The following is a 25,188-nucleotide window of genomic DNA, read 5'->3' on the forward strand; positions in this document are numbered from 1 at the left end:
TGGCGCTAAGAAAATAAAGAAAAAGGTCCGTTCCATATAAACTGGAACAGACCTCATATTATAATTTAGCTTCAGCTAGCATAGTAGCGTAAATTCCTTTTTCATCTAGTAATTGTTGCTGTGTACCAGACTCTACTAATTTCCCCATTTCCATCACGAGCACCAAATCAGCTTTCCGGATGGTATTCAGTCGATGCGCAATGACGAAACTTGTCCGCCCTGCCATAAGATGCTCTAATGCTTCTTGGATTTTCAGCTCTGTAACTGTATCGATGCTACTAGTCGCTTCGTCTAGCAATAGAATAACCGGATCTGCAATAAGCGCGCGCGCAATAGATAGCAGCTGCTTCTGACCTTGACTGATCATCGAGCCATCACCAGTTAAAATCGTATCGTAGCCATTCGGTAGCTTTTCGATAAATTCATGTGCGTTAGCACCTTTTGCAGCTTCCATTACTTCTTCGTCTGTTGCATCTAGTTTACCGTAACGAATATTTTCACTAACTGTCGCTTCGAACAAGAATGGATCTTGTAGCACAAAAGCAATTTGTTTACGCAATGTTTCACGTGGCATCGAAGCAATCGGCAAACCATCCAACCGAATCTCCCCTCTATTGGCGTCATAAAAACGTGCCAATAATTGCATGATGGTCGTTTTCCCTGCCCCAGTCGCTCCAACTAATGCTGTTGTTTGACCAATTCCGACTGTAAAACTAACATCGTGAATGGTCCAGTCTTCTTCTGCCCCTTCGTATTTAAATGAAACTTGGTCGAAAACCACTTCACCTTTCAGTTCTTTTTCAACATTCAACACTTGATCATCTTTTTCTTCCGTTTCATCCATGATGGCAAAAACGCGTTCCGCCCCTGCAATGGCTGACAACACCGTATTAAACTGGTTCGCTAAATCATTTAGAGGACGTGTAAATTGGCGTGAATACTCAGTGAAAATAACGATAACACCAATGGACACCGAACCATTCAAAGCGAGAATTCCACCGACACCCGCGACAACCGCAAAACTGCCGTTATTTAGAAAGTTCATGACTTTTGGTATAAAACCAGCATAAGTCCATGCCCAAAATCCAGCCTGTCGAAGGTTTTCACTTTTTTCGCGAAACTCTTCCATTACTCGCGGTTCTTGCGAAAAAGCTTTCACAATTTTTTGGCCAGAAATGGTTTCTTCAATCATGCCATTCAATTCACCAATGGCTTTTTGCTGTTCTTTATACAATCTACTCGTACGTTTTGTAATCCATTGGATGGATACGTACATAAGTGGGATGATAATTAAGGTTAATAACGTCAACAACGGACTCAGTGTCAACATGACGATCGCCGTACCCGTTAAAGTTAATATGCTTGAAAATACTTGAATAAAAGATGTGTTCAATGTAGAAGAGACGTTTTCAATATCATTGGTCATGCGACTCATCAACTCACCGTGCTGCCGCTTATCGAAAAATGTGACAGGCAAACGTTGAAGATGTGAAAAGAGCCTTGTCCGTAAACGGTAAATCACTTGCTGGGCAATCCCAACCATCCAAAAATTTTGCAAATACAAAGATGCAGAATGGCCAATATAGACGACTATTAGCCAGAGGACGACTACTCCCATACCATTAAAGCTTTGCGGAACAATATACTCATCAATGATAAAACCGATTAAATACGGTCCAAGCAATGCCATTGCGGAGCTGACAAATACGAGTGCCAAAACGACAATCAATAAAAATCGTTGCTCATCGACTAATTTCCAAATTTTGATCAGTGTTGATTTCCAATTTTGCGCACGTTCATCTTTTTTATCTTTCTTTTTTGTTAAATCTTCCTTAGTCAAAATGGGTTCATGGCCAAATGGTCGGCGTATGGCATCAAACATATTCATCAACCTCCTCTTCCTGTTGAGACATTGCAATTTGACGATACAGTTCCGAGTTATGTACCAGCTGTTCGTGCGTACCATAAGCAGAAATCTGACCTTCTTCTAGCAACAATATTCGATCGGCTCTCATTGCTGTTCTAATTTTTTGCGTAACCACGAGCATTGTCGCATGTTCTTGTTCAAGTTCTTCCCACAATGCGCCTTCGGTTTTAACATCTAATGCACTAGTGCTATCGTCTAAAATCAAAATCGATGGATTACGGACTAGAGCTCGTGCGATGGATAAGCGTTGCTTTTGCCCTCCTGATAAATTCACACCTTTTTGACCAACACGAGTGTAATATCCTTTCGGAAAACGCTCAACAGTTTCATGAATTTGCGCTTTAATCGCAGCATCTGCCAGCTCGTCTTGGACGACTTCATCTTTCCCCCAAGAAAGGTTATTGGAAATCGTTCCTGTGAAAAGAAGCGATTGTTGAGGAACAATACCAATCGTTTTCCGCAGTTCACGCATTGACCATTCGTTCACATCACGACCATGTAAAGAAACGGTACCTTTTGTTGCATCATAAAAACGTGGCAGCAATTGCAGTAAAGTCGATTTTCCAGATCCTGTCGCTCCCATAATTGCTAGTTTTTCATTTGGTTTTAATTCGAAGGAAATGTTTTTTAATACCGGTTTATCTGTACCAGGATACGTAAAGGACACTTTGTCAAAACGAACTTCTCCTAATTGAATAGCCTCTTTTTCTCCAACGTCTTCTTGTTCATGCCCATCATCTGCAAGTAGCACTTCTTCTAGTCGTTCAGAAGATGCTTTCGCTCGTGCAAAAATCATGATGATAAATGAAAACATAGAGAACGCACCGGTTATACGCATCGCGTAGTTGACGATTGCGACCAATTCACCAATTTGGGCTCCCCCTGCTCGAATTTCAAAAGCACCAAACCACAAAACAGCGAGCAACGAAACGTTCATTCCAAATAATAAAATCGGCAAAATAATTTCCATAATCCGAAATGCTTTAACAGTATCCACTTTTAAGTCTCCAGCGACTTCAGAAAAACGGTTAGCTTCGTATTTCCCGCGCAAATATGCTTTGATCAAGCGTACTGCTTGAAGGTTTTCTTGGACAATTCGGTTGACGCGATCGAGTCTTTTTTGAACAAAGCCAAAATACGTCACGCCTTTTTTAACCATGATATACAAAAATGCCAGCAAAAATGGAAAGACAATCACTAAATATAAAGCCAATTTCGGATTGACTACAAATGCCATAATCATACTTCCCACAACCAGTAGTGGTGCCCGCAACATAATTCGTAAGCCCATGTACAACACTTGTTGAACCAATGTCACATCACTTGTTAGCCTTGTAATAAGTCCGGACGCCGGAAACTTATTGAACATCGCCAATGAAAAAGACTGGATTTTACCATAAACCGCTTGCCGCAAATCAAATGAAAAATTTTGAGATGCGTGAGCTGCAAAATAGGAATTGACGATTCCTGAAATAAAAGCAATTACCGACAGAGCCATAAGGACAATCCCTAATTGGATGATGACGTCTTGATCTCTTGCGACAATTCCTTTGTCAATAATGCTGGCAATAACTAACGGTTGCATTAACTCTACCGTTAGCTCTAACAGCATTAAAATAAGTGCAATCACAATATAAAATTTATATGGTTTTGCATAAGAGAAAACTGTTTTCATGAGCATGCCTCCTAAATGTTTCGAAACCCGAACCTTTGTACTAAATAGTATGCCATAATTTTCAGATATCGAATAGCATTTCTATCCCAATTCAAAAAACGACACCTGAATAAGGTGTCGTTTTTCTTTAACTCTCTATTTTTTTAGTTGATAACTTGAGGCACTTTACTTCCCTTTTTCTTCTTTTTTGGATTTCCAGCAAGGGACAGCCACCCGACAAATACTAACATTGCCAGTGCACCCACTAATTGAACTGGAGACAGGATTTGGCCAAACCAAAACATGGAGATGACCATTGCCGTCAATGGTTCAAAAGAGGACAAAATACTTGTCTCCACGGGTGTAATAAAGCGCATACTACTAAGAAATAAGACAAATGCGGCAGTGCCAAAAATAATAATTCCTAAGATCGAACCACTTACTGCAGGTATTGCTAAAATCGCGAATTCATTAATGAATGTGGATGGATTTATCAACCCTATGAAAATTCCGCCAAAAAGCATAGACCATGCAACAATTAGTAATACGCCCCACTCCTGCATAAGACGCGCAGGATATAACGTATAAAAAGTAAAAGCTAGCCCCACCAGAACTCCCCAAAATAAAGCTTCTGCACTAATAATCAATTGATCTGGTTTTCCATTCGTCAGTAGTAAAAATAAACCGGCTAACGTTCCTAACATCCCAACAACTTGGTAGAGAGGTGGTAATTTCTTATGCGTTATGGAAACAAAGACAATAATGTAGACCGGCGCTAGAAATTGCATTAATGTGGCGACTACAGCATTACTTGCTTCAATCGCTGCAACAAAGCTGTATTGGGCACCCAACATGCCAAACAAAGAAAAAATTAGCAATGGTCGAATCCAAAATTTATTGCGGAAAATAGCTGTAATACGGACACCTTTCAACTTTAAGAACAAAAGTAAGAAAGCTCCTGCCACCGTTAGACGCAACGTTATGATAAATGGTACCGAAACAACGTAATTGCTCATTACCCACTCCATTAAAGGTCCCGTGGCTCCCCACATGATAGCCCCCACCAATATCATAGAAACTCCTTTTAGACGGTCCATTCCCACACTCCTTCCTATAGAAAAACCAACCTTAAAAGATTGGCAGATTCTTTATTAAAAAGATAAATTCATCATTACCCCTATATAAAAGCAACAAATAAAGCCAATACTGAAAATGAGAGAAAGCCAAGCATTTGCTTTTTTGAAATAAGCTACTAGCATGACGATTAAACATAAGAAACTGAGAGTTATTAACAAAGAACCATTTAACGTTAAATCCAGTTTAGCCGCAATAGGAATATAAAGAGGTCCCGATAACTTTTCAACAAGCCAGCCACCACCTTCAATCCGCAGTGTATCATTCACGTCATGAGGTGGTGCTTGTTTGCTCATAATGGCAGTAAAAGCAAAAACAAGAAGTAACAGCAAACTTTCAACTTTCAACCAATTTTGTTGAAATTCTTTTTGCTTATTAAGAAATCCGTTAATCATCGCCGCCAAAAGAACTGGAATAATGCTGATGTGCTTTAACAACAGCAACTGACCATAAGGCAAGACCCATGAATTCGCATAATCTGAAGGCGCTACGAAAAAAAACATAATGACAATCCCGCTAGCAATTACACCTGCAACACAGATTACAGCCAGTGGGGTAAACCATGTTAAAAAAGGACGCCAATTGGCTCCATTTTTTGCAAACCATGCGACATGAAGCAATACGCCTGTCCAAATCGACATGAAAAGTATATGACTCGAATGAAGAGCAAAACCAATCCATAGATCAAGAGTCGAAATGTGACTATAAAATCCGACAGTTAAAATAAGCAATAAAACATATAATGCTTGTATGTATCGATTTCCGTTCAAGTAAATTGCGATTGCTAAAATAACGCTAAGCAGTAAGGTAATCATCCACCCTTGTCCTATACGAAATTCCGTAATCGCCGTTTGATAAGCTTCGATTGGGCTTTGGCTACTTTGTAAAAACATAGCCAATTCATAAACAGGAACAAATGATAATAAGACAATACTAGCAGTGCTAATTAACAGCAAAACTTTAGAGCTAGATAACAATGGTTTTCGATTTTCCGGTATAAATTGCAATACAACAAAGCCTGCTAAATAAGAAAAAGCGATATATAAAAGAACGTCTGCAAATGCCGTAAAGAAAATCATTTCTTCTTCACCAAAAGTTTATAAATGCTGTAACCCATTAAAACAGCAGCGAGTACCAACAAAATTGTGACTGGTATATTATTATGTTTTTCAGTTTGAACTTCTGCTAATTTCTTCTCAGTCGCACTCGCTGTTCCATCTACAACGGAAGATGTAATTGAAGCTTCTTTTTCTTCAACTTCAATCGACATACCGAATGCAATATTACCTTCAATCGGATGTCCGTCTTCCCCAATAATATTCCATAAAATACGATAAGATCCGTTTGGTAAGGTTTCACTAAAGTTCCCAGTCATCACATTATTTTTTATCTCAATATCATCAAATTCGAAAGAGTCCACTTCTCCTTCAATACTCATTGTGCTACCTTCTTCGATTTTCGTAACAAAAACCAACTCTACTTCCGTTAACACTTCTGTTACATTTTGGCCTTCAATAGGTGTTGAAGAAAGTAAAGTTGTATGGGCTTGAGCCGGAAAAGGAAAAATGAACATTAAAAATAATAATAATAATAATTTTTTATACATGTATTTACCTCAATTTTCATATGATTTATGCCTATTCTATCACGATTACTAGGGAAAGGATAGAAAAATTCCATAAATCTGATTAGAGATTATTTTGAAAAGGATGACGATAGACCTTTTCTTCTCTATAATGAAAGTAAACTACGGTTAAGGAGCGTCAATGCATGAGTGAAATAAACGAAAACCTAACTGACACCCTTGTTTTCAACCATATCCCCTTCCCAATTATCATACTCGATAAAAACGGCTTAGTTACATGGTGCAATCAGCACGCTGAGCATGTTTTCCAAATAGAAGCCGAAGCGGTCATAGGTCAGATCTCTTCTTATATGAATCCCGAAAAAGCTGCATTAAACAAGCATTCTTGGGATAAGCTATTACATACTGAAGAATCCGTTAGATTTGAAAACATTGAAATAGAGTTAGGCGGAGGAATTACAACTTACACGACTGTAGTAGCTAAATCCTACACATTCGATGGTGAACAATATGTTATGACCATTTATGAAATGAACGAAGCAGATAAAGATGGTTCTTCTTCTATTGAGTTAAACCACTTACGTAATGGTTTAGATGACTCTTTCATGTTGCTTTATTTTGACCAAGAATTCTTGATTACGTATGCCAATCCACTATTTTTAAAGTTAAGTAAATGGACACCAAAACGAATTTTAGGAAAACCTGTATGGCATATGTTCGGAGACAGCGATGGAGACGTTCAATTTGTCGATTCGATTTTGTCCACTTTGCGACAAGGTGATGTGTGGAACGGCGAAGCGAAAAAAGTTAAAAAAGATGGAGAAATTTATTGGGTCGAACTAACGGCTATTCCAATGCAGTTATCAAGTGAAGATACGTATTACATTTTCCTTGAAAAAGATATCACAGCTAATAAACAAGCCCAAAAACATCTTGAAGAAATTGCATTTATCGATCCTGTAACCGGTTTGGAAAATCGCCATAGACTTGAACAAATAGTCAACGAATACATAGAAGAAGGTCGTCATTTCTCCTTTGTTTTTATGGATATTGACCGTTTCTATACGTTAAGTGATGTTTCGGATACAGATGTCGAAAATGAATTACTTATTGAATTTACGAAGCGCCTTCGTCTGTATTTTTCTGACTCCATTATTACACGTGCCGGTTTACATGAATTCGCTTTAGTAACCCCATTAAGCAATTGGTTTATTGAAGGGTTCCTGCATTATTTGCAACAACATCCTATCTACTTACAAGGCATAGCCGTTCCATTAACGGTTAGTGGAGCTATCACCAAATACCCTGAAGACCAACACAGCTTTATGCATTTAATCAAAGCTTCCTACGCAACCATCAAAAAGGTAAAAGAACGTGGAGGCAGCAATATATCGGTATTGACACCTGATGACCATGAACGATTAAGTCGTAAAGCAGCTATTGAAAAACACTTAATCTATGCATTAGACCGAAAAAATTTACAGCTTTTGTACCAGCCAATCGTCAACTTAGCAAACGGTAAAGTTGAACGTGTAGAAGCATTTGTCCGTTGGACCGATTCAGAAATTGGGGTCGTTACTCCTGATGAACTAATTCCAATTGCAGAAGAAAACGGATTGATCAATAAAATTGGTAGCTTTGTCGTCGAAACGGCTTGTCTTCAATTAAAAGACTGGAAATCAAAAAACATCGATCTCCAAATTAGCATTAACTCATCGATTCATGAATTTAGAGATAAAGATATGGCGAAAATGCTGCTTGAAAATTTAAAGCTTAATGATTGTCATCCAAGTTCTCTAATGATTGAAATCACCGAAAAATTTGCACTCGAAGCTGAAGCCGAACGTTCAATCATGACACAAATGAAGAATCTTCATCAAGAAGGCATCACATTTGCATTAGATGACTTCGGAACTGGGTATGCTTCGTTCCGCTATATGCTCTTATTGCCAATATCTTCAATAAAAATAGATCAAATGATTATCCAATCCATCACCAAACAAGAGAGAATTCAAAAATTAATTAACGGTATGATTCAATTTGGTAAATCACTCGATTTCCAAGTAACTGCCGAAGGTGTCGAAACAAATGAACAATTTGAACTTCTACGCGCCATGGGATGCGACAGCCTACAAGGCTACCTCATCGGACACCCGATGACAGCCGCAGACCTAGAAAAATGGCTGGGGTAAAAAGAAAAGCGCAAGCGCCCGTGGAGCTGGACAATTAGAAAAGCACAAGCTGCCGTGTAGATTCGACGGGCATAAGACGCTCTGGCGAAGTGGCGTCCTTTGACGCACAGCCGGAGTGGCTTATGACTCTAGAATCTGGCAGCTGAAGCTAGACAATTAGAAAAGCGCAAGCTGCCGTGTAGTACCGACAAGCGCTGGAAGCCTTACCGTTAATGGCGGTCTTCAGCCATTGGCGGCAAGGCTGAAGCGACTCGAGGGGCTGGCAGCTGGAGCTAGACAACATAGAAAAGTGCAAGCTGCCTACACCCAAAATCTCAAAAGAACGATATAAAAAAACGGGTCTGACAAACAAGAATTATTCTTGCCTCAGGCCCATTTTTTCTGTATTCTTTTTGCTTGCCGCTTAAAAAACAGCTGCATTAATACTTCCGCAAAAACCAATCCCATGGCAACAGCTCCGGAAATCATCATCGCTTCCGAAGCAAACGCAATGGCCTCTAAGTAATTATGTTCTACAATCTTTCGCATAGCGTTATATGCTTTACTTCCCGGTACCAAAGGAATAATTCCAGCGATACTAAAAATAATCATCGGCATTCGAAATTTTTTAGCTAGCAAATGGGCCACTATTGAAACCACAAACGCACCTGCAAAAGAAGCTTGCACCGGATCTTCGAAAGTCAGAAAAAATATGCGATAAATAAGCCAACCACTCATACCAACTAGACCACAACTGATTAATGTGCGACGTGGCGTATTAAAAATGACGCCAAATGCGCCTGCAGCCATAAAACTGAGAAATGCTTCTAATGGCCAGTTCATCCGATCTCCTCCTCAAAATGATAAAACGACCGCAATGCCTGCCCCAATTGCAAAAGCCGTTAGAAACGCCTCTGCTCCTTTAGATAAACCAGATACAAAATGGCCTGCCATCAAATCGCGCACCGCATTCGTAATCAGTAACCCGGGTACAAGTGGCATAATCGATCCGATAATCAAAGTATCTAAATCTGATGCAAAACCTGTATAGACAGTAATAGATGCCAAAATTCCAATAACAAAAGAGCCGATAAACTCTGCAAATATCTTAACCCGCGTTTCTATTAAAATGGTTTCTACAATAATAAACCCAGTACCACCAAAAAGAAATGCAAATGGGAGATCCGCCCACTTGCCGCCTAACAAAATAAAGAAACAGCCACTTGCTACAGCAGCAGCTAGAATTTGAATCCATATATGAAATCGATAATTGGTTTGATCGATAATCAGCATTTCGTCATAGGCTTGTTGTAACGTATATTCTCCCGCTACCAACTTTCGAGAAACCGAATTAATCAAAGCTACCCGCTCAAGATCCGTGCTTCGGTTATTAATTCGAACAAATCGTGTAGCTAGCTCTTCACTTGGAGAAAACATGATACCCGATGGCGTCACGAAACAATGGGAGTTTACCATATTTTGTGACACAGCCATTCGAATCATTGTATCTTCAACACGATATGTTTCCGCGCCACTTTCCATCATAATTCTTCCGGCCAATAGAAAGCAATCCAAGGCAAGTTCACGTCTCGTCTCTCCTATTTGCGCCACATGTCCCTCTCCTTTCACAGTCGATATCTTTTCTTATCATAACGCAATTTAGCAAAAAACTAAACGCCCCAATACATCGGAGCGTTTAATAAGTTTTGCTATAGGTATATTAATAGCTAAGATTTTAATACGACTTTTGTACAATTATCTTGATGATCATTAAATATTTGTTAGGTATCACTCGCATTTACTAGAGGCATAATGTGCGAAATAATTTCACGTGCATCAAGTGGATGACTGGAGCTTGTCCCATTTCCAAGGTGATATTCCACTCAAACATATTTCCGAGTGGAAACTGATTATAAGTCAACCCATAGACACCGGTCAATCGGATGGTTCCAAATTTACTAACAGCATCTTTTGCGATGTCAATAGCACTGAGTATAGCCCCTTGTAACATCAGTTTTTGCTGGACAGCCCCTGTCGCATCCATTCCAACACAATCAATTAAAATACGAGCGCCTCCTTATGTGATTTCATGAATCAAATCCCCCGTATTATCACGCTTGCTAAAGTCGACAATCTCTACATTGTTTATTTTTTTAGCAAGTTCCATTCGATAAGGAATTTCATCGACTGCAATAACGCGGCTCGCACCTTGCATCCACGCAAATTTTTGTGCCATAAGGCCAATCGGACCGCATCCTAAAAAAACAACTGTATCCCCTTTTTTCACTCCTGTATGTTCCAAACTCCACCACGCCGTCGGCAAAACGTCCGACAAGAACAATAACGATTCATCTTCCAATTCCGAAGACTCAGGAATCACTAGAGGAGTAAAATTTCCATAAGGCACACGTAAATACTCTGCCTGTCAGCCGGAATAATCTCCGTAACGTTCCGTTAAACCAAAATATGCGCCTGTATCAAAATGAGGATTGCTATTTGAATTATCGCACTGGCTTTCCCTCTCATTGCTACAATAGAAACACTGACCACAACTGATATTAAAAGACAGGACAATGCGATCTCCTTTTTTCACTTTAGTAATATCCGGTCCTACTTCTTCTACAATTCCCATTGGCTCGCGTCCAATGACCGTGTCTTTTGTGGTTGGCAATGCTCCTTGATAGATATGTAATCTGTACCACAAATAGCTGTTGATGTTATTTTGACAATAATATCGTCTTTTTTCTGAATTTCAGGATCTTTCACCTCTTTTACTCTCATATCTTTTGTGCCTTGAAATGTCACTGCCTTCATTATTATCCCTCCAGTAGTATTCAGAATACTACTGGTCTTCCCTTTTCCAACTAATTAAACCTAAAAAAAGAAGCGAAGTTTATTCGCTTCTTTCTGATTTATCAAATTCCAACGTACCAGCCGGTTCGAAGGTTTCTAATCCGTAACTTTTGATTTCTCCATTTGCCACGGTATACAGTTCTTCATCAATATAGAGAATACGTTGAACAGCTCTATTCCAATCGCCGTATTGATCTGTGGTTTGTTCAATCAAATTGGCTGCTAGCGAAATACCATCCGGAGTAATCGTGTAAATCAAAGCGCCTTCCCCTTCAAATCCTATATAATCTTTTTCAGTTTCGTCATATAAACTTGCAGGAAAACCAAATAGATTTTTTTCTTGATGTGTAAACAATGCTTTGTGATCGTATTGCAACGCAGAGTAGGTTCCAGGCCCACCGATAATCTCAGTGTCTTTTTCTAATGGATTTTCAAAGTCACTAACATCAAACAACGAAATCTTCATACCTCCTGTAACAACACGCGGTTCTCCATTTTTTACAGGCACTAGTTTCGTATCATAACCAAAACCAATTAAATGATCGTCATCCAAAGGATGCAAGTAATTTGAGAAACCTGGTATTTTCAACTCTCCGAGTACTTTCGGAGAAGATGGGGTCGAGACATCGATAACGAACAATGGATCTGTTTCTTTAAAAGTCACCATATAGGCTTTATCTTTAATGAACCGTGCCGAATAAATTCGCTCGCCTTGTGCCAAATCTTCTACTGATCCTACTTGATTCATTTGCTTGTCTAGAATAAACAAATGATTTTTTGATGGAGAAGTTAAATCCCATGCAATTCCTTCTGTCGTTACGGCTCGGAAATAACCATCGTATTCATCCATAGAAAATTGGTTGAGCAATGATCCTGTTATTTCTGCAGAAGCTATAAACTCCACAGCTGTGCCATTTAACCCGAATTTAAATACTTCCGTATTGGCTTGTTGTGGGAACCAAATGTCCATTCTTCGATCGTCACGCATTTCTTCATCATCCAAAGGTACATATGCGGGGGCCGTTAAATATAAATGATCTTCATTCATATACAGTTGTTCACTGCCGCCTAAAAAACCATCTGTTGAGATTTCGTTGGTTTCTGGAGCCGTCAAATCCATAGCTGTAATCACGCTATAACTGCCTTCCATTGTTCCCGGAAGAATGGAAATGCTGTCATAAGGGACTGGCTGAAGCTCTCCTCCTTGTTTCGAATCGTACTGATGAGGACGAAGTTCCGGCTCATCTTGTTCTTCCATTATCCAATAGTCTGGATAGACGTTCGTCACAAAATAAAGAATGTTGTTCGTCAACCTAGCACCGTTCAAATAACCTTCAGTGCCAAACTCTCGAATAAACTGAGGAGATTGGGGATTGCTAACATCATATAAATAAACAGAAGTGACACCAATTTGTGGTGTCCAACCATGAGGCATCCGATCAGTCATATTTGGATAAGCTGAATAACGACTGCCCATGACAACAAGTACATCTTCTGTTAAGAAGAGTTGCTCGGGGTACATATTTTCTGTAAAAGGTAGTTCTGCAGCAATTATCATTTCCTGAGGATTTCGCACATCTGAAATCACGACGCGCGATTCGCTAATTGAATAAATGTACGAACCATCGGTTTTCACCAAATCTGCTTCATCTACACCTTCTACTTGGTTGTTGGTAGTTGAATAATCACCCTCTGCGCCAGCACCATCGCTTTGACTAGCGCTTGAGTCTGAGGACTCTGCTGTTTCTTCCATACCACCATCGTACCGTTGATTATTTTGATACATCTCCATCAATCGGCCAAAATAATCTCGTAATTGTTCTTCCCCTGATAGTTTTTCTAATTGCTCCTGTACAACAAATGTAATTTCCGTATCCGTTAAATTTTTAAAAAATCGATTTTTCAATGCGGCTCGTTTAATATGCAAACGATATTCACCAGTTGTGATGCCTACCACTTCCAGTGTTTTCCCATTGTTTTGGATGTACATTTCGGTTTCTACATGGTTGTTCTGTGCATCCGTAATGTACACGTCACCTTTCTCTACAGCTTCTTGCTGGAGAGATGAAGAGAAATTGGCTTTCCATCCTTGTTCCGTTAAAGCGATAGGAGAAGCACTTACTGATACTTTGTTATTGAGCACAACAAATACCAACCCAATTGCTGCAACAGCCATGATTGCAATAATCCAAATTTTTTTCTTCTTCATGACGCTCACGCCCTTTCAGACATCCCTTTTTCTATTAGACAGGAGAGCACTGGAAAAGTTACACATTTCACATAAATTTTTTTAAAGTCTTCTGAAATACGGATAAGAATGCTGTTGGAGGCTCAGTCGTTTTGCCCCCACCTTGAGCAAATTGGACATTTCCGCCCCCTTTGCCATCCGTCAACGTAAGAAGCTGTTTTAATACTTCTCGCATATCTCCCTGTGCATCTTGACCTTTTGCACAGACAAAACGCATGTCGTCTTCTGTACTACTAATAAACAAAGCGATTGCTGAAGGGTGCTGACTTATGACAAGTCGTGCAAGCTGTTGCAACTCTTTTATCGACCGATTTTCGAAAACTTCTTGTATAAGTTGATTTTCTGGAACAATCGTTTTTGCTTCTAAGTTTAACAATTGTTCTTGAAGACTTTTTATCGTTTTACTCATACTAGCCTTATCTACTAACAAAGTTTCCGCCGCTTGCGATAATTCAGCAACGGGTGCATTTAACTGAACGACCAATTGATCGGCAGTATTTAATAAAAAGTTGAAATAGTCTAATGCTCGATTCCCACATAAAAAATAAACCCGCATGCCTCCTTTACTTTTTTCTGTTGAAATGAGTTTTAGTAAACCGATTTCAGCCGTATTTTTTGGATGCGTACCTCCGCAAGCGTTCAAATCAATTCCCTCAATTTCAACTAAGCGAATGGCTCCATCTACAACTGGAGGTTTTCTCAATTTCAATGTTTGGGCTTTTTCTGAAGTTACCCATCTTGTGGAAATCGGAAGAGCTTGACCGATAAGTTCGTTAGCTTTTTTTTCAATTTCTTGAAGTTGCTCTTTTGTTGCTATATCCAAATCCAAATCAATGGTCACGCGTTCTTTTCCTAAATGAAAACTTTGCGTTTTCAAGCCTAGAGTATCTTCAAACAAAGCGCTCAACAAATGCTGACCCGCATGCTGTTGCATATGATCTCGTCTTCTCTGCTCATCCAATTGAGCAGAAAAACGTTCTTTTGGCAATTCAATATCCGTATAATGACGAATCTCACCATTGATTAGTTGTACATCCCATACTGTTGCCAGGCCTATCTCGCCCGTATCTGCAGGCTGACCACCGCCTTCGGGATAAAAACAGCTTTGATCTAAAACCACATAATACCCGGTTTCGTCTTCCCCACTGTCTATTACATGTACTTCGGTTGAGAAAACGGTTGAATCTTCATAATACAATTTCGTTGTCATATCGAACCTTCTTTCTTTGCTAATGCAGTTACTTTTATTCTATTGTTTACCGAGTTTCTTTTAGTGGAATTACAAAGGTAAATAGACTTACAGGAGGACAGCAGACATGCCCAAGTTCAATCGTTCCGTATTATTGTATAACGGCAATGCAGGACAGTCTACGGTAGACTCTGTTTTAAGACTAGCCGTTCCACACATTGCACAAGCATCGCATTCACTCGAAATTATTCAAACCGCTTCACCAGAAGAATTCGAGCGTGCTTGTCAAATCGCTGCAATGGATGCAGACATTCTATTTATCGCAGGCGGCGATGGAACCGTCCATTCCGCAGTCCGGGCTTTAGCTGAGATTGCTGACCCTGCTCCGATTGCCATATTACCAAGTGGTACAGCCAATGATTTTGCGCGCACTTTGGATATTCCACTAAATTTAGATTTAGCAGCGCCAGCACTGATAAATGGCGATATTAAAAAAATTGATACCGGAAAAATTAACGGCGGTTCATTTCTCAATTTTGCAGGAATCGGTGTAATTACTGATGCTTCTTCTAATATCGATCCTACGTTAAAAGAACGCTACGGAAAAATCAGTTATTTTATGAGTGCATTGCAATCGATGCGGCAAGCCACTCCGTTTTCAGTCGATTTGAAAATTGACGGTATTAGCTATGCAGAAGAAGGTGTACTCGTGTTAGTCATGAACGGAAAGTCAATCGGAACCCATAATTTCCCAATGGCAACAATCGACCCAGCAGACGGCTTACTCGATTTATTTGTTATTCAAACTTCCTCTTTAGCAGCCATACGGGAATGGTTTTCACTCGCTCAACCTGAAGTGGTGACTGAAGAATTGGAGCATATTACGCATTATCAAGGTCAGTCTATCTCCATTAAAACGAAAGAGAAGTTAGATGTAGATACCGATGGCGAAATCTATTTAAAAACGCCACTCGATATAGAAATACAGCCTGGTAGTTTGAAAATGTTGATTCCTAAACAACCTGAAGATTTTATTTAACCATAAAAGGACGGTCCCTAAAGGAACCGCCCTTTTATAATTAATCTACTCAGTCGAATTTTTTAACTTTGAAAAGCTGATCGGTGAATAGTCTCTTTAATCTCAACTCCACGTTTCGCCATTTCTGCAATATATTCTTCTCCGGGCACAATCATCTCAGGAGGATAGGCTCCTCGCTTATCGATAATCCCCTTACCAATCATTTGCGCTACTACGGAAATGGTATAAGCTGTCGCACGCGCCATCGCAGTAACACCTGTTTCTTGGTCTTTTATCGTCACCATATTGTATTCGTACGTAACTTCCTCTCCCGCCTTCACACCTGACACCATCACTCGTAAAACAACAGCGTCTTGTTTATCCCCAAGTTCGGTTATTGGCTCAAGTACAGCTTTTAAGACCGCCCGAAGATTTACTTCTCGATTATCGACTGTCACTGTTTTTGTTCGATCTGTCAGACCTAGTTCCACCAATAATTTAAATTTCTCAGCATGTCCTTTATAACGTAGAGTTTTGTATTCCAATGAATTGATGTCACTAAATGTTTCCGTTAACGTCGATGTTCCTCCAGAAGTATGAAAAGCTTCTAGTTCCCCAAAATCTTCAAATTGTATATGTTCAATTTCAGATAAAGATTCAACTTCGAGCAGCTTTCCGTCACGAATAACATGCGATTTGTCGGTATAATGATCAAACACCCCTTCTAATGAAAAGACATGATTGTATTCTAGTGGAGGTTCAGGATGAACCGGAATGCCCCCAACAAACAAGCGAATATCTGACACTTGGTCAAGTTTACTTGCACCGTATCCAGTCAAAATGTTGATCATCCCGGGTGCTACTCCTAAATCAGGGATGAGTGTCACACCTTTTTTCTGCGCTTCTTCGTGCATTTCAAGTACTGCGTCTGTGGCTCCACCAATGTGGCCACCTAAATCGACCGAATGCACTCCACATGAAAGTGCAGTAGCCGCCACTCTTTCATTAAATGTGTAAAATAATGCATTGATGACAATATCTCCTTTTGAAATTGCTGCTGCTAACGCCTCATTATCACTGGCGTCTAACTCTAAAACTTCTAACTTACTATTGCCTAGCTTATCTTTGAAAAGCATCGTTTGATCTTTGTTGCGATCGGCTAAAAAGACCTTTTCAACAGCTTCATCAGCAACTAAGTCTCTAGCTGCTTGTTTCCCCATTAACCCTGCACCTAATACGACGATTTTCATTTCCTCATCCCCTTTCTATCATGTTTCGTTATCGATTTGAGCACGTTGCAATTTCCCACTGTAATCAACATATACACTTTTCCATTCAGTAAAGACATCTAATGCTGCAACTCCTGAATCGCGATGGCCATTTCCTGTCCCTTTGGTTCCGCCGAATGGCAAATGAATTTCTGCTCCTGTTGTCCCCGCATTGATATAGACGATACCCGTATCTAAATCGCGCTGTGCTTTAAATGCACGGTTTACATCTGCCGTATAAATCGAACTGGATAACCCATAAATCACACCATTATTCACTTCAATCGCCTCATCTAAACTTGCTACTTCAATAATCGAAACGACTGGACCAAAAATCTCTTCCTGCGCTATGCGCATATTCGGCTGTACATCCGTAAACAATGTCGGAGCGTAATAGTTTCCTTTATCGTATATGCCACCTGTTAAAATTTCTCCCCCTACCAGTAATGTAGCTCCTTCTTGCTGACCGATTTCAATATAAGAATGAATTTTTTCGATAGCTTTTCGATTGATAACTGGACCAATTTTAATGTTTTCATCGCTGCCATCTCCAATTGTCAGTGTTTCCATTTTCGTTAACAATCGTCTTTGAAGCTCTTCTTTAACATCTTTATGCACGATGACCCGGCTACATGCCGTACAACGTTGTCCTGCTGTACCGAATGCACTCCAAAGAATACCTTCTACAGCCAAATCCAAATCAGCATCTTCCATAACAATAACGGCATTTTTACCGCCCATTTCGAGTGATACTTTTTTCAAATTGCGACCGCCCGTTTCTGCCACTTTGCGACCGGTTTCGGTTGATCCAGTAAATGAAATCACTCGCACGTCTTTATGTTCTAGAAGTGCGGTTCCAACTTCTGAACCAGCTCCAAAGACAATATTAGCGACGCCATCTGGAAGACCCACTTCTTCAAAGATTTTCGCCATTTCATAGGCCATCATCGGTGTTTCTGTTGCGGGCTTCCAAATAAATGTGTTGCCTCCTACAATTGCCGGAAACGATTTCCATGTTGCAATTGCTACAGGGAAATTCCAAGGCGTGATTAATCCTACTACGCCAATTGGCGAACGGATACTCATGGCAAACTTGTCTCCCAGTTCTGATGGTGTCGTTTCACCAAACATTCGCCTTCCTTCTCCAGCCATATAATAAGCCATATCGATTCCTTCTTGGACTTCGCCACGGCCTTCTTCAATAACTTTACCCATTTCTTTCGTCAATACTTGAGCTAAATGCTCTTTTCGCTCTTTCATCAATCGACCTATTTCATATAAATAATCGGCGCGTTTTGGCGCTGGTACTTTCGCCCATTTTTTCTGTGCGATTACTGCAGCTTTCACAGCTAAATCAACATCTTGTGCTGTAGACATTCGGACTTTTGCTAGCTCATCTCCATTTGCCGGATTCAAAACAGGTCTAAATTCCGCCTGTTCTGTTTGTTGCCATTGGCCATTCACAAAATTAGTTAATTTCATCGTCATTGCCCCTTTCATGTGCTAGCTTTTGATAACGCTTTCACCTTCATTATTTCATAGTTTTCTAGAAAATAGTAGGAGATATCTGAAATTTCTGCATTTTACTATTAGAATACTCAATTTATATAGAAAAATAATTTTTTAGTTGATTCACTAACTTTAAATAAGACAAAAACAATACATTTTAACGTCTTTTTCACTAAACTATTGACACTAACGGTGCGTTATAGTGTATTTTAAAGAGAGAGGTGATTAGATTGTACAAAGTACAAGAAGTAGCAAAAATAGCGGGGGTCAGTGTTCGGACTCTCCACCACTACGACAGCATTGGTTTATTAAAACCTTCAAATATTGGAACAAACCGATATCGTTATTACAACGGAGAAGACTTGAAATTGCTTCAACAGATTTTATTCTTAAAAGAATTGAATTTCTCATTAAAGAAAATTCAAGAGCTTGTGGCAGATGGCTTTGATCGTGAATATGCATTATCGCAGCATATCGACTTATTGGTACAAAAACAGCAGCGTATTGAAAAGCTGATCCAAAATGCAGAGCGTACTCAGCAAGAGTTACAAGGTTTTGAAAGTTTGACAGACCAAGAACGTTTTTCAGCTTTTGCTAGCAGTAAAACCGAAGATTTAATGGAAAAATACCAAAAACCTGAAGTAAGTTCTATTACAGTGCCTCTTGAACTGCAAAAAGATACTTCTTTTGCAACTGCTGAAACTCATCAGGAATCAGCAGTCGCTGTTGCCGTTGCGCCCGTTGAAACAGTTATATCTGAAGAAATTTTGTCAGCAACAAGCGAACCAGTAGTAGAAAAAGAAGAGGAAGATTTAGAAGAAATCAATCGTGAAGGGGATCGCATTTATAATACGGTCGCTAGCTTAATGCATTTGCCTCCGCAAATAGCGGCAGTTCAACAAGAAATGAAAGCTTATTATACTTTGTTAAACCGTTTTTACGAATGTTCACCAAAAATGTTCCGTGGACTGGGTGATTTGTACGCCTCAGATAGCCGCTTTGCAAGCAATATCGATCAACATGGACAAGGCTTAGCAAAATACTTAAAAGACGCCATGTACGTCTATGCTGAAGGTTTGCAAGATGCTTGAGCTCATTGGACCGTGCAGTAATTGTGGTAAAGACGTTTATTGCCGTGATGGTTTTTTAGATGGGGTTTATGTGGACGGAGAACTGGTCTGTTTTGAGTGCCAGGAAGAAGTTGAAAAATAATTGAATGAAAAAAAGAAGGTGTTGGAATAAATCTATTCCAACACCTTTCGTCTTATACTTCAGTTGTTTCTTTTAATGCATCGAGACGCGCTTGTACTTGCTCTCCCGTTAAACCGTTTTCAAATGCATAACGGTTACGTGGGTGTTCGCGGCATTCGTCTGAACATGAACGCATGTATTTATGCTCGTTTTCTTCAGATGTTAAAATTTTCGCATTACATTCCGGGTTTGCACAGTTTACATAACGTTCGCAAGGTTCGCCTGTAAAATGATCTTTCCCTACAACGACGTGCTCTACTTGGTTTACCGGTACAGCAATACGCTCATCAAAAACGTATAATTGGCCATCCCATAGTTCACCTTTCACTTCAGGATCTTTCCCGTAAGTAACGATACCGCCGTGAAGTTGTGAAACATCTTCAAATCCTTCCTTTTTTAGCCAGCCAGAGAATTTCTCACAACGGATTCCGCCTGTGCAATACGTCAAAATTTTCTTACCTTCAAATTGTTCTTTGTTGTCACGAATCCATTCTGGAAGATCGCGGAAGTTTTCAATATCAGGACGAACTGCATTACGGAAATGCCCTAGGTCATATTCGTAATCATTTCGTGCATCTAATACAATTGTATCTTGCTCTTGCATTTGTTTATAAAATTCTTTCGGTTCTAGGTAAGTGCCTGTTAGCTCGTTCGGGTTGATGTCGTCTTCAAGTCCAAGGTGAACGATTTCCTTTTTCGCACGAACGTGCATTTTTTTAAACGCATGTCCTTCAGCATCATCGATTTTAAAAGAGATGGCTGAGAAGCGCGAATCATTTTTCATCATTTCCATATAAGCTGCGGTTTGTTCGATTGTTCCTGAACATGTACCATTGATTCCTTCTTCTGAAACAAGGATACGGCCTTTCAACTCTAACTCTTTGCATGCTGCTAAATGTTCAACTGCAAAAGCTTCTGGATCTTCAATCGGTGTATATAGATAGTAAAGTAAAACATTGTGTGTATGATTTTGCATGAATCATACCTCCTATTTTCTCTATTTGGTTCTGTTACAAAAAAGCAGTAAAAACCTCAATCATTTTATAACAAATAGCAGTAAACTTCAACTCTTGCAAGATAAGAGTGCTTATACACATAGTTTTTATCGCTAAAAAAAGCAGCGATACAACTGCTGCTTTTTGATCTTTATTAGCAAACTCTATTTTTCACTGATTTATTTTCAAAACATGCTTTAATTGCTTCTGCGTTTAATGCCATCATCTCTAAACGCGTTTGGACAGTAGCACTGCCGATATGCGGTAATACTGTTACATTGGGCAATGTCAGCAATGGATGATCTATAGGCACCGGTTCTTGTTCAAACACATCCAAACCTGCACCCCAAATCCGCTCTTCTTTTAATGCTTCGTATAAAGCCATTTCATCAACGATACCACCTCTAGCTACGTTAATTAGGCAAGCACTCTCTTTCATCATCGCCAATTCTTTTGCACCAATCATGCCTTTTGTTTCAGGCGTCAAAGGTGTTAAAATCACAACGTAATCTGAGATCTTCAACAATTCCTCAAATTCGGCATACCGAACGTCTTCCAAATTTCTCCGCGTCCGATTGTGATACAAGATGTCCATCCCGAATCCTTTGGCACGCCGAGCTACAGCTTCACCAATGCGACCCATCCCGATAATTCCAAGCGTAGCTCCACCCACATTTTGGCCTGTCATACCCATTGGCGTCCATGACTGCCATTTTCCTGAGCGAACTGTTTTTTCTGCTTCTATCACTCTTCGAGCAGTGGCCAATAATAAGGCAAATGTTAAATCTGCAGTCGATTCCGTTAACACTTCGGGTGTATTTGTAACCGTCACACCATGTTTGTGTGCGGCTTCTAGATCGATATTATTGTAGCCAACAGCTAAATTACTAACAATTTTCAAGTTAGGGGCGGCTTCAAAAACCTCGCTATCCACTCGATCAGACAACATGGTCCAAAGTGCATGCGCTTCTTTTGCTTCTTCAAGCAATTTCTCACGCGGAGCAGGTGTATTTTCTTCCGGCCACATTCGAACTTCGTATTGTTCTTTTAATTCGGCTACTGCTTGATCTGGTAACTTTTGAGTAATGAATACAATTGGCTTCATAACCATCCTCCGTCCATTATTGTTACACAATTATAACAATTAAAAAAACTGCCGGCAATTGCCAGCAGTTTTCTACTCGTTACTTGATCTTGTTTTCCTAATGTAATACCAAACAGCTGCTATAACGCTTAATGCGATTAAGACATAAACTGCATTCGAATAAAGCGATAATTGGCGCATAATTTGCTGTCGGTTATCACCTACTGCTTCACCGACAAACACCAATACCGTATTCCATAGTAAGGTTCCGAGTGTAGTAAAAGTAATAAAAATCCATACTTTCATATTCGACATTCCTGCTGGAATCGAAATCAAACTGCGTACTAACGGAACTAACCTTCCGAAAAACACCGTCCAAACACCAAAACGGTCGAACCAACTATCAGCTTTATGTATATCTTCTTTTTTCACGCGCAGCCAATTGCCATACTTATCAATAATTTTCTCCAGCCGTTTTACATCCACAAGTAATCCAACGCCATACAACATCATCGCTCCACTCACAGAGCCGGCCGTTGAAGCTGCTATTACTCCTGGTATGGTCATGGTCGTAGTGGTTGTCATAAATCCGCCGACCGTCAAAACCACTTCTGAAGGAATCGGCGGAAATATATTTTCTAACAGAATGAGAAAAAAGATACCAAAATAGCCATAATCGGACATGACCAAAGTAATCCACTCTTCCATCTAAACACTCCTTTTTAAGTTGGTGATCGAAAATTCATTGTGACCGACCATAATTCTGAGCGACTCCCGATACGAAGTGGAGGTCCCCAAAAACCAAATCCAGAAGACACAAGAAAATGCGTACCTCTTACTAAACGATACCCATAATCGACTTCAAACATTCGCTTTGTCAATAAATGATTGGGCCACATTTGTCCTTTATGCGTATGACCGGATAGATGAAAATCTACCCCTAGTTCACTCGGCGTTTTTAAATCGCCCGGGGTATGGTCCATCACAATCCATGGCAATTTATTTTCTTCCGGTTTTAGCTGTGCTAATGAAAGTCGGTTATTGTTTGTACGATCTTCACGCCCTGTTAAATAAAAACGATCCGCAACCAAAACTGTTTCATCTTTCAATATTTTCACACCGGACTTTTCCATTAACTTCACCAATAACGGAATTTTTTTACCATAATACTCATGGTTTCCTAAAACACCATAAATACCAAGAGAAGGCCTTAATTGTTCCATCACTTCAGACATACCATACCGTGCATACCAAACCGGATCATCGTCCACCAAATCGCCTGCCAAAAGGACAACATCCGGATCAAGTGCGTTAGTCATATCAACAAATCGCCGTAAGTGTCTTTTCCCCGATAAAAACCCTAAGTGAAAATCCGAACCAATCACTAGATGAAGTGGTTCGGAATCTTGCCCTTCTACTGTGAGCTCTAACTCACGAACAACTGGACTGTATGCAAAATATGTTCCCACTATGAATATCACTAGTAAAATGAGTGCTGTTGCCAATCCTATAAAAAACACATCATTTTTAGTTTCTACTAGTAATGCAGCGATATTCGCCAATGGAATCAATAAAAGAGCGTATTGTAAAAATGCAAACCAATAAGAACCGAGCACCGTAAACCCTAGCCATTTATGACCAATTCTACCAATGACATAACTATACGCAATCACCAACCACAAAATTGCAAATAACCACGGATTCATACTTTCTATAAAACTTGTGAACCAGACATATGTAGCCCACCCCAAATAGGCAACTAGTGCTGTATAAATTAATAACGTACTGCCTATCCCCATAACTACCTTCATAAAAACGCCTCTTCTTTCATTAAAATACCTCTTCTATTGAAGGACATTTTTTTCCATGTCATAAAAAATAGTATAGCATTTCAATTCACAACCTTCGCAATTGAACTCTTTTTCACTCTATAAGTGTCCAGGTACAACTTTCTCACTTACCCGATTCATCCGAACATTCATTTTTCACCCTTTCCAAGTGCTGACGCGCCAGCGGACGAAGCGGAGCTAGAAGACAAGCGTTCTTTGCTTGGCTTCTGGCGGGAGCTCTGTCCCAAGCGGCCGGCACGACTATCTTACTAACTTTATCTACCACGACACTCACTCCTCACCACTCTCCAAATGTCAACGCGTCCATGCACGAAGCGTTTGGCATGACTCCACTTAGACTCTTCTACGCCTCAAGACCTAGTGAAAGATGCAGTCAGAGACCGTATTGGAAAAACCATTCTCTTAGTATGATGAACTTACAAATTAAAAAGGAGGCAAACACCATGAACAAATTTTGGTTAGTAACACTTGGAATCATCGCCGGAATCGTCGCAGTTTCTAATGTTGGTGCTTTATTCGCATTAGCAGTAGCAACTGTCGTCGTCTACGTAGGTGTGCATTATTACTTACGAAGCTTATCCACTTGGTCAAAAGTATTTTGGGCGGCTGTTGGAGTTGTTGGTGCAGTTTCTGCCATTTCTAACGTACCTGCATTAATCGGTCTCGCTGCACTCGCAGGACTGTGGATGATTTATCGTAAATGGCACGGACAAAGCGTTTCGATTAGTACCTTGAAAGAAAGTGACCCATTTACAAATTTTGAATATGAATGGAATAAGTTAACTAAATAGGGAGGTAATAGATATGACAACTTTATGGGAACGTTTAAAATTTGCAGTAGCAACTGATGTGGATGCCATCGTCGCAAAAAAAGAAGAAAAAAACCCACTGGCCTTGCTCAATCGCTATATTACAGAAGCAGAAAACCAAACAACGGCTACAGGAAAATGGGTCGAACGCCAAGCCCAATTAAATGATAAACTAGAAAAAGAATTGGCTGAAGCTTCTGCTATGCTTGATAAGCGCCAAAGTCAATCCGACTTGGCACAAATTTCAGGTGAAGAAGATCTTGCTGACTTTGCAGAGATGGAAGTTCAAACTTATACTGCACGTGTAAAGACTTTGCAAAACAACCTCGATGAAAACATTGCGGAACTGACAGGTTTAGAACATCGCTACGAAGAAATGAAACACAAAGTAAAAGACATGAAAGTAAAACAACTTCAATTAATGGGCAAAGAAAACGCTACTCGTGCGCATTACCAAATGGACAAACTACTGAGTCCTGAACTTGTTGCAGAACGAATTGGCTCTTTTGAAGATATGACTTCGTACATTACGACACTGGGTACGAAAGTTGAAGAACGTCATGAACGCTCAGCGATGGAACGCCGTCTCGAATCTTTAGAGAAAAAAAGCGCAAATCAAAAAGAACTTGTTTAAACTAGAATG

Annotated in this window: 20 protein-coding genes and 1 pseudogene; 5 read left to right on the top strand and 16 right to left on the bottom strand. The window is 39.9% G+C overall.

What is annotated here, in order from left to right; genetic code table 11:
- Nucleotides 1-58: 58 nt before the first annotated feature.
- From BBI08_RS14025 to BBI08_RS14045, 5 genes are all read right to left on the bottom strand, one after another.
- Nucleotides 59-1,882, bottom strand: coding sequence for an ABC transporter ATP-binding protein (locus tag BBI08_RS14025; protein ID WP_155800235.1), 1,824 nt, complete (start codon nt 1,880-1,882; stop codon nt 59-61).
- The gene (locus tag BBI08_RS14030; protein ID WP_040850547.1) at nt 1,875-3,602 is read right to left on the bottom strand and encodes an ABC transporter ATP-binding protein; all 1,728 of its coding nucleotides are present in this window, start codon (nt 3,600-3,602) and stop codon (nt 1,875-1,877) included. The genes BBI08_RS14025 and BBI08_RS14030 overlap by 8 nt, the downstream gene beginning before the upstream one ends.
- A gap of 143 nt (nt 3,603-3,745) precedes the next feature.
- Nucleotides 3,746-4,678: a DMT family transporter gene (locus BBI08_RS14035; protein ID WP_008496808.1), complete on the bottom strand. Its 933-nt coding sequence runs from the start codon at nt 4,676-4,678 to the stop codon at nt 3,746-3,748.
- A gap of 54 nt (nt 4,679-4,732) precedes the next feature.
- A complete protein-coding gene (locus tag BBI08_RS14040; RefSeq protein WP_008496806.1) occupies nt 4,733-5,794 on the bottom strand; it encodes a copper resistance D family protein in 1,062 nt (353 codons plus the stop codon).
- The gene (locus BBI08_RS14045; protein WP_065528234.1) at nt 5,791-6,321 is read right to left on the bottom strand and encodes a copper resistance CopC family protein; all 531 of its coding nucleotides are present in this window, start codon (nt 6,319-6,321) and stop codon (nt 5,791-5,793) included. The genes BBI08_RS14040 and BBI08_RS14045 overlap by 4 nt, the downstream gene beginning before the upstream one ends.
- A 164-nt stretch (nt 6,322-6,485) precedes the next feature.
- On the opposite strand from BBI08_RS14045, the gene BBI08_RS14050 reads away from it, so the two are divergent.
- Nucleotides 6,486-8,492, top strand: a complete 2,007-nt coding sequence (locus tag BBI08_RS14050) for a sensor domain-containing protein (protein WP_065528235.1) — start codon at nt 6,486-6,488, stop codon at nt 8,490-8,492.
- A gap of 366 nt (nt 8,493-8,858) precedes the next feature.
- On the opposite strand, the gene BBI08_RS14055 is transcribed toward BBI08_RS14050, so the two are convergent.
- The 5 genes and pseudogenes from BBI08_RS14055 to BBI08_RS14075 form a co-directional block, all read right to left on the bottom strand.
- Nucleotides 8,859-9,314 (bottom strand): threonine/serine exporter family protein, encoded by a 456-nt coding sequence (locus tag BBI08_RS14055; RefSeq protein WP_065528236.1) that lies wholly within the window; start codon nt 9,312-9,314, stop codon nt 8,859-8,861.
- Between the two features lie 12 nt (nt 9,315-9,326).
- Nucleotides 9,327-10,082, bottom strand: coding sequence for a threonine/serine exporter family protein (locus tag BBI08_RS14060; RefSeq protein WP_008496802.1), 756 nt, complete (start codon nt 10,080-10,082; stop codon nt 9,327-9,329).
- 170 nt (nt 10,083-10,252) lie between these two features.
- Nucleotides 10,253-11,285, bottom strand: a pseudogene (locus BBI08_RS14065) (alcohol dehydrogenase catalytic domain-containing protein).
- 79 nt (nt 11,286-11,364) lie between these two features.
- Complete coding sequence (locus BBI08_RS14070; protein ID WP_065528237.1) at nt 11,365-13,533, bottom strand: beta-propeller domain-containing protein; 2,169 nt, start codon at nt 13,531-13,533, stop codon at nt 11,365-11,367.
- A gap of 67 nt (nt 13,534-13,600) precedes the next feature.
- Nucleotides 13,601-14,782 carry an alanyl-tRNA editing protein gene (locus BBI08_RS14075; RefSeq protein ID WP_008496801.1) on the bottom strand — a complete coding sequence of 394 codons (1,182 nt, stop codon included), beginning with the start codon at nt 14,780-14,782 and terminating at the stop codon, nt 13,601-13,603.
- A gap of 106 nt (nt 14,783-14,888) precedes the next feature.
- Between BBI08_RS14075 and BBI08_RS14080 the strand changes: the two genes are divergently transcribed.
- Nucleotides 14,889-15,800: a diacylglycerol/lipid kinase family protein gene (locus BBI08_RS14080; RefSeq protein WP_008496800.1), complete on the top strand. Its 912-nt coding sequence runs from the start codon at nt 14,889-14,891 to the stop codon at nt 15,798-15,800.
- A 62-nt stretch (nt 15,801-15,862) separates the two neighbouring features.
- Here the strand turns inward: BBI08_RS14080 and BBI08_RS14085 are convergent, their stop codons facing one another.
- Nucleotides 15,863-17,029, bottom strand: coding sequence for a saccharopine dehydrogenase family protein (locus BBI08_RS14085; RefSeq protein ID WP_008496799.1), 1,167 nt, complete (start codon nt 17,027-17,029; stop codon nt 15,863-15,865).
- Between the two features lie 18 nt (nt 17,030-17,047).
- Nucleotides 17,048-18,529: an aldehyde dehydrogenase family protein gene (locus tag BBI08_RS14090; RefSeq protein ID WP_008496798.1), complete on the bottom strand. Its 1,482-nt coding sequence runs from the start codon at nt 18,527-18,529 to the stop codon at nt 17,048-17,050.
- 248 nt (nt 18,530-18,777) lie between these two features.
- Here BBI08_RS14090 and BBI08_RS14095 point away from each other — a divergent pair, with 248 nt between their 5' ends.
- The gene (locus BBI08_RS14095; RefSeq protein ID WP_237146548.1) at nt 18,778-19,647 is read left to right on the top strand and encodes a MerR family transcriptional regulator; all 870 of its coding nucleotides are present in this window, start codon (nt 18,778-18,780) and stop codon (nt 19,645-19,647) included.
- A 173-nt stretch (nt 19,648-19,820) separates the two neighbouring features.
- Here the strand turns inward: BBI08_RS14095 and trhO are convergent, their stop codons facing one another.
- From trhO to BBI08_RS14115, 4 genes are all read right to left on the bottom strand, one after another.
- Entirely contained in the window at nt 19,821-20,783 is a 963-nt protein-coding gene (gene trhO, locus BBI08_RS14100; protein ID WP_008496795.1) for an oxygen-dependent tRNA uridine(34) hydroxylase TrhO, read from the bottom strand.
- A 173-nt stretch (nt 20,784-20,956) separates the two neighbouring features.
- A complete protein-coding gene (locus BBI08_RS14105) occupies nt 20,957-21,907 on the bottom strand; it encodes a 2-hydroxyacid dehydrogenase (protein ID WP_008496794.1) in 951 nt (316 codons plus the stop codon).
- A 72-nt stretch (nt 21,908-21,979) separates the two neighbouring features.
- Nucleotides 21,980-22,594: a DedA family protein gene (locus tag BBI08_RS14110; RefSeq protein ID WP_008496792.1), complete on the bottom strand. Its 615-nt coding sequence runs from the start codon at nt 22,592-22,594 to the stop codon at nt 21,980-21,982.
- 14 nt (nt 22,595-22,608) lie between these two features.
- Complete coding sequence (locus tag BBI08_RS14115; protein WP_008496791.1) at nt 22,609-23,697, bottom strand: metallophosphoesterase; 1,089 nt, start codon at nt 23,695-23,697, stop codon at nt 22,609-22,611.
- A 482-nt stretch (nt 23,698-24,179) separates the two neighbouring features.
- Between BBI08_RS14115 and BBI08_RS14120 the strand changes: the two genes are divergently transcribed.
- Nucleotides 24,180-24,527: a lmo0954 family membrane protein gene (locus tag BBI08_RS14120; protein ID WP_008496790.1), complete on the top strand. Its 348-nt coding sequence runs from the start codon at nt 24,180-24,182 to the stop codon at nt 24,525-24,527.
- A 13-nt stretch (nt 24,528-24,540) separates the two neighbouring features.
- A complete protein-coding gene (locus tag BBI08_RS14125; RefSeq protein WP_065528238.1) occupies nt 24,541-25,179 on the top strand; it encodes a PspA/IM30 family protein in 639 nt (212 codons plus the stop codon).
- Nucleotides 25,180-25,188: the final 9 nt, after the last annotated feature.

This window comes from Planococcus halocryophilus (assembly GCF_001687585.2).
GTDB classification, from domain to species: domain Bacteria; phylum Bacillota; class Bacilli; order Bacillales_A; family Planococcaceae; genus Planococcus; species Planococcus halocryophilus.

What these genes read in the sequence shown, in the direction of transcription:
- BBI08_RS14025 (WP_155800235.1), bottom strand. Translation starts at nt 1,882, where the DNA reads ATGTTTGATGCCATACGCCGACCATTTGGCCATGAACCCATTTTGACT.
- BBI08_RS14030 (WP_040850547.1), bottom strand. Translation starts at nt 3,602, where the DNA reads ATGAAAACAGTTTTCTCTTATGCAAAACCATATAAATTTTATATTGTG.
- BBI08_RS14035 (WP_008496808.1), bottom strand. Translation starts at nt 4,678, where the DNA reads ATGGACCGTCTAAAAGGAGTTTCTATGATATTGGTGGGGGCTATCATG.
- BBI08_RS14040 (WP_008496806.1), bottom strand. Translation starts at nt 5,794, where the DNA reads ATGATTTTCTTTACGGCATTTGCAGACGTTCTTTTATATATCGCTTTT.
- BBI08_RS14045 (WP_065528234.1), bottom strand. Translation starts at nt 6,321, where the DNA reads ATGTATAAAAAATTATTATTATTATTATTTTTAATGTTCATTTTTCCT.
- BBI08_RS14050 (WP_065528235.1), top strand. Translation starts at nt 6,486, where the DNA reads ATGAGTGAAATAAACGAAAACCTAACTGACACCCTTGTTTTCAACCAT.
- BBI08_RS14055 (WP_065528236.1), bottom strand. Translation starts at nt 9,314, where the DNA reads ATGAACTGGCCATTAGAAGCATTTCTCAGTTTTATGGCTGCAGGCGCA.
- BBI08_RS14070 (WP_065528237.1), bottom strand. Translation starts at nt 13,533, where the DNA reads ATGAAGAAGAAAAAAATTTGGATTATTGCAATCATGGCTGTTGCAGCA.
- BBI08_RS14075 (WP_008496801.1), bottom strand. Translation starts at nt 14,782, where the DNA reads ATGACAACGAAATTGTATTATGAAGATTCAACCGTTTTCTCAACCGAA.
- BBI08_RS14080 (WP_008496800.1), top strand. Translation starts at nt 14,889, where the DNA reads ATGCCCAAGTTCAATCGTTCCGTATTATTGTATAACGGCAATGCAGGA.
- BBI08_RS14085 (WP_008496799.1), bottom strand. Translation starts at nt 17,029, where the DNA reads ATGAAAATCGTCGTATTAGGTGCAGGGTTAATGGGGAAACAAGCAGCT.
- BBI08_RS14090 (WP_008496798.1), bottom strand. Translation starts at nt 18,529, where the DNA reads ATGAAATTAACTAATTTTGTGAATGGCCAATGGCAACAAACAGAACAG.
- trhO (WP_008496795.1), bottom strand. Translation starts at nt 20,783, where the DNA reads ATGCAAAATCATACACACAATGTTTTACTTTACTATCTATATACACCG.
- BBI08_RS14105 (WP_008496794.1), bottom strand. Translation starts at nt 21,907, where the DNA reads ATGAAGCCAATTGTATTCATTACTCAAAAGTTACCAGATCAAGCAGTA.
- BBI08_RS14110 (WP_008496792.1), bottom strand. Translation starts at nt 22,594, where the DNA reads ATGGAAGAGTGGATTACTTTGGTCATGTCCGATTATGGCTATTTTGGT.
- BBI08_RS14115 (WP_008496791.1), bottom strand. Translation starts at nt 23,697, where the DNA reads ATGAAGGTAGTTATGGGGATAGGCAGTACGTTATTAATTTATACAGCA.
- BBI08_RS14120 (WP_008496790.1), top strand. Translation starts at nt 24,180, where the DNA reads ATGAACAAATTTTGGTTAGTAACACTTGGAATCATCGCCGGAATCGTC.
- BBI08_RS14125 (WP_065528238.1), top strand. Translation starts at nt 24,541, where the DNA reads ATGACAACTTTATGGGAACGTTTAAAATTTGCAGTAGCAACTGATGTG.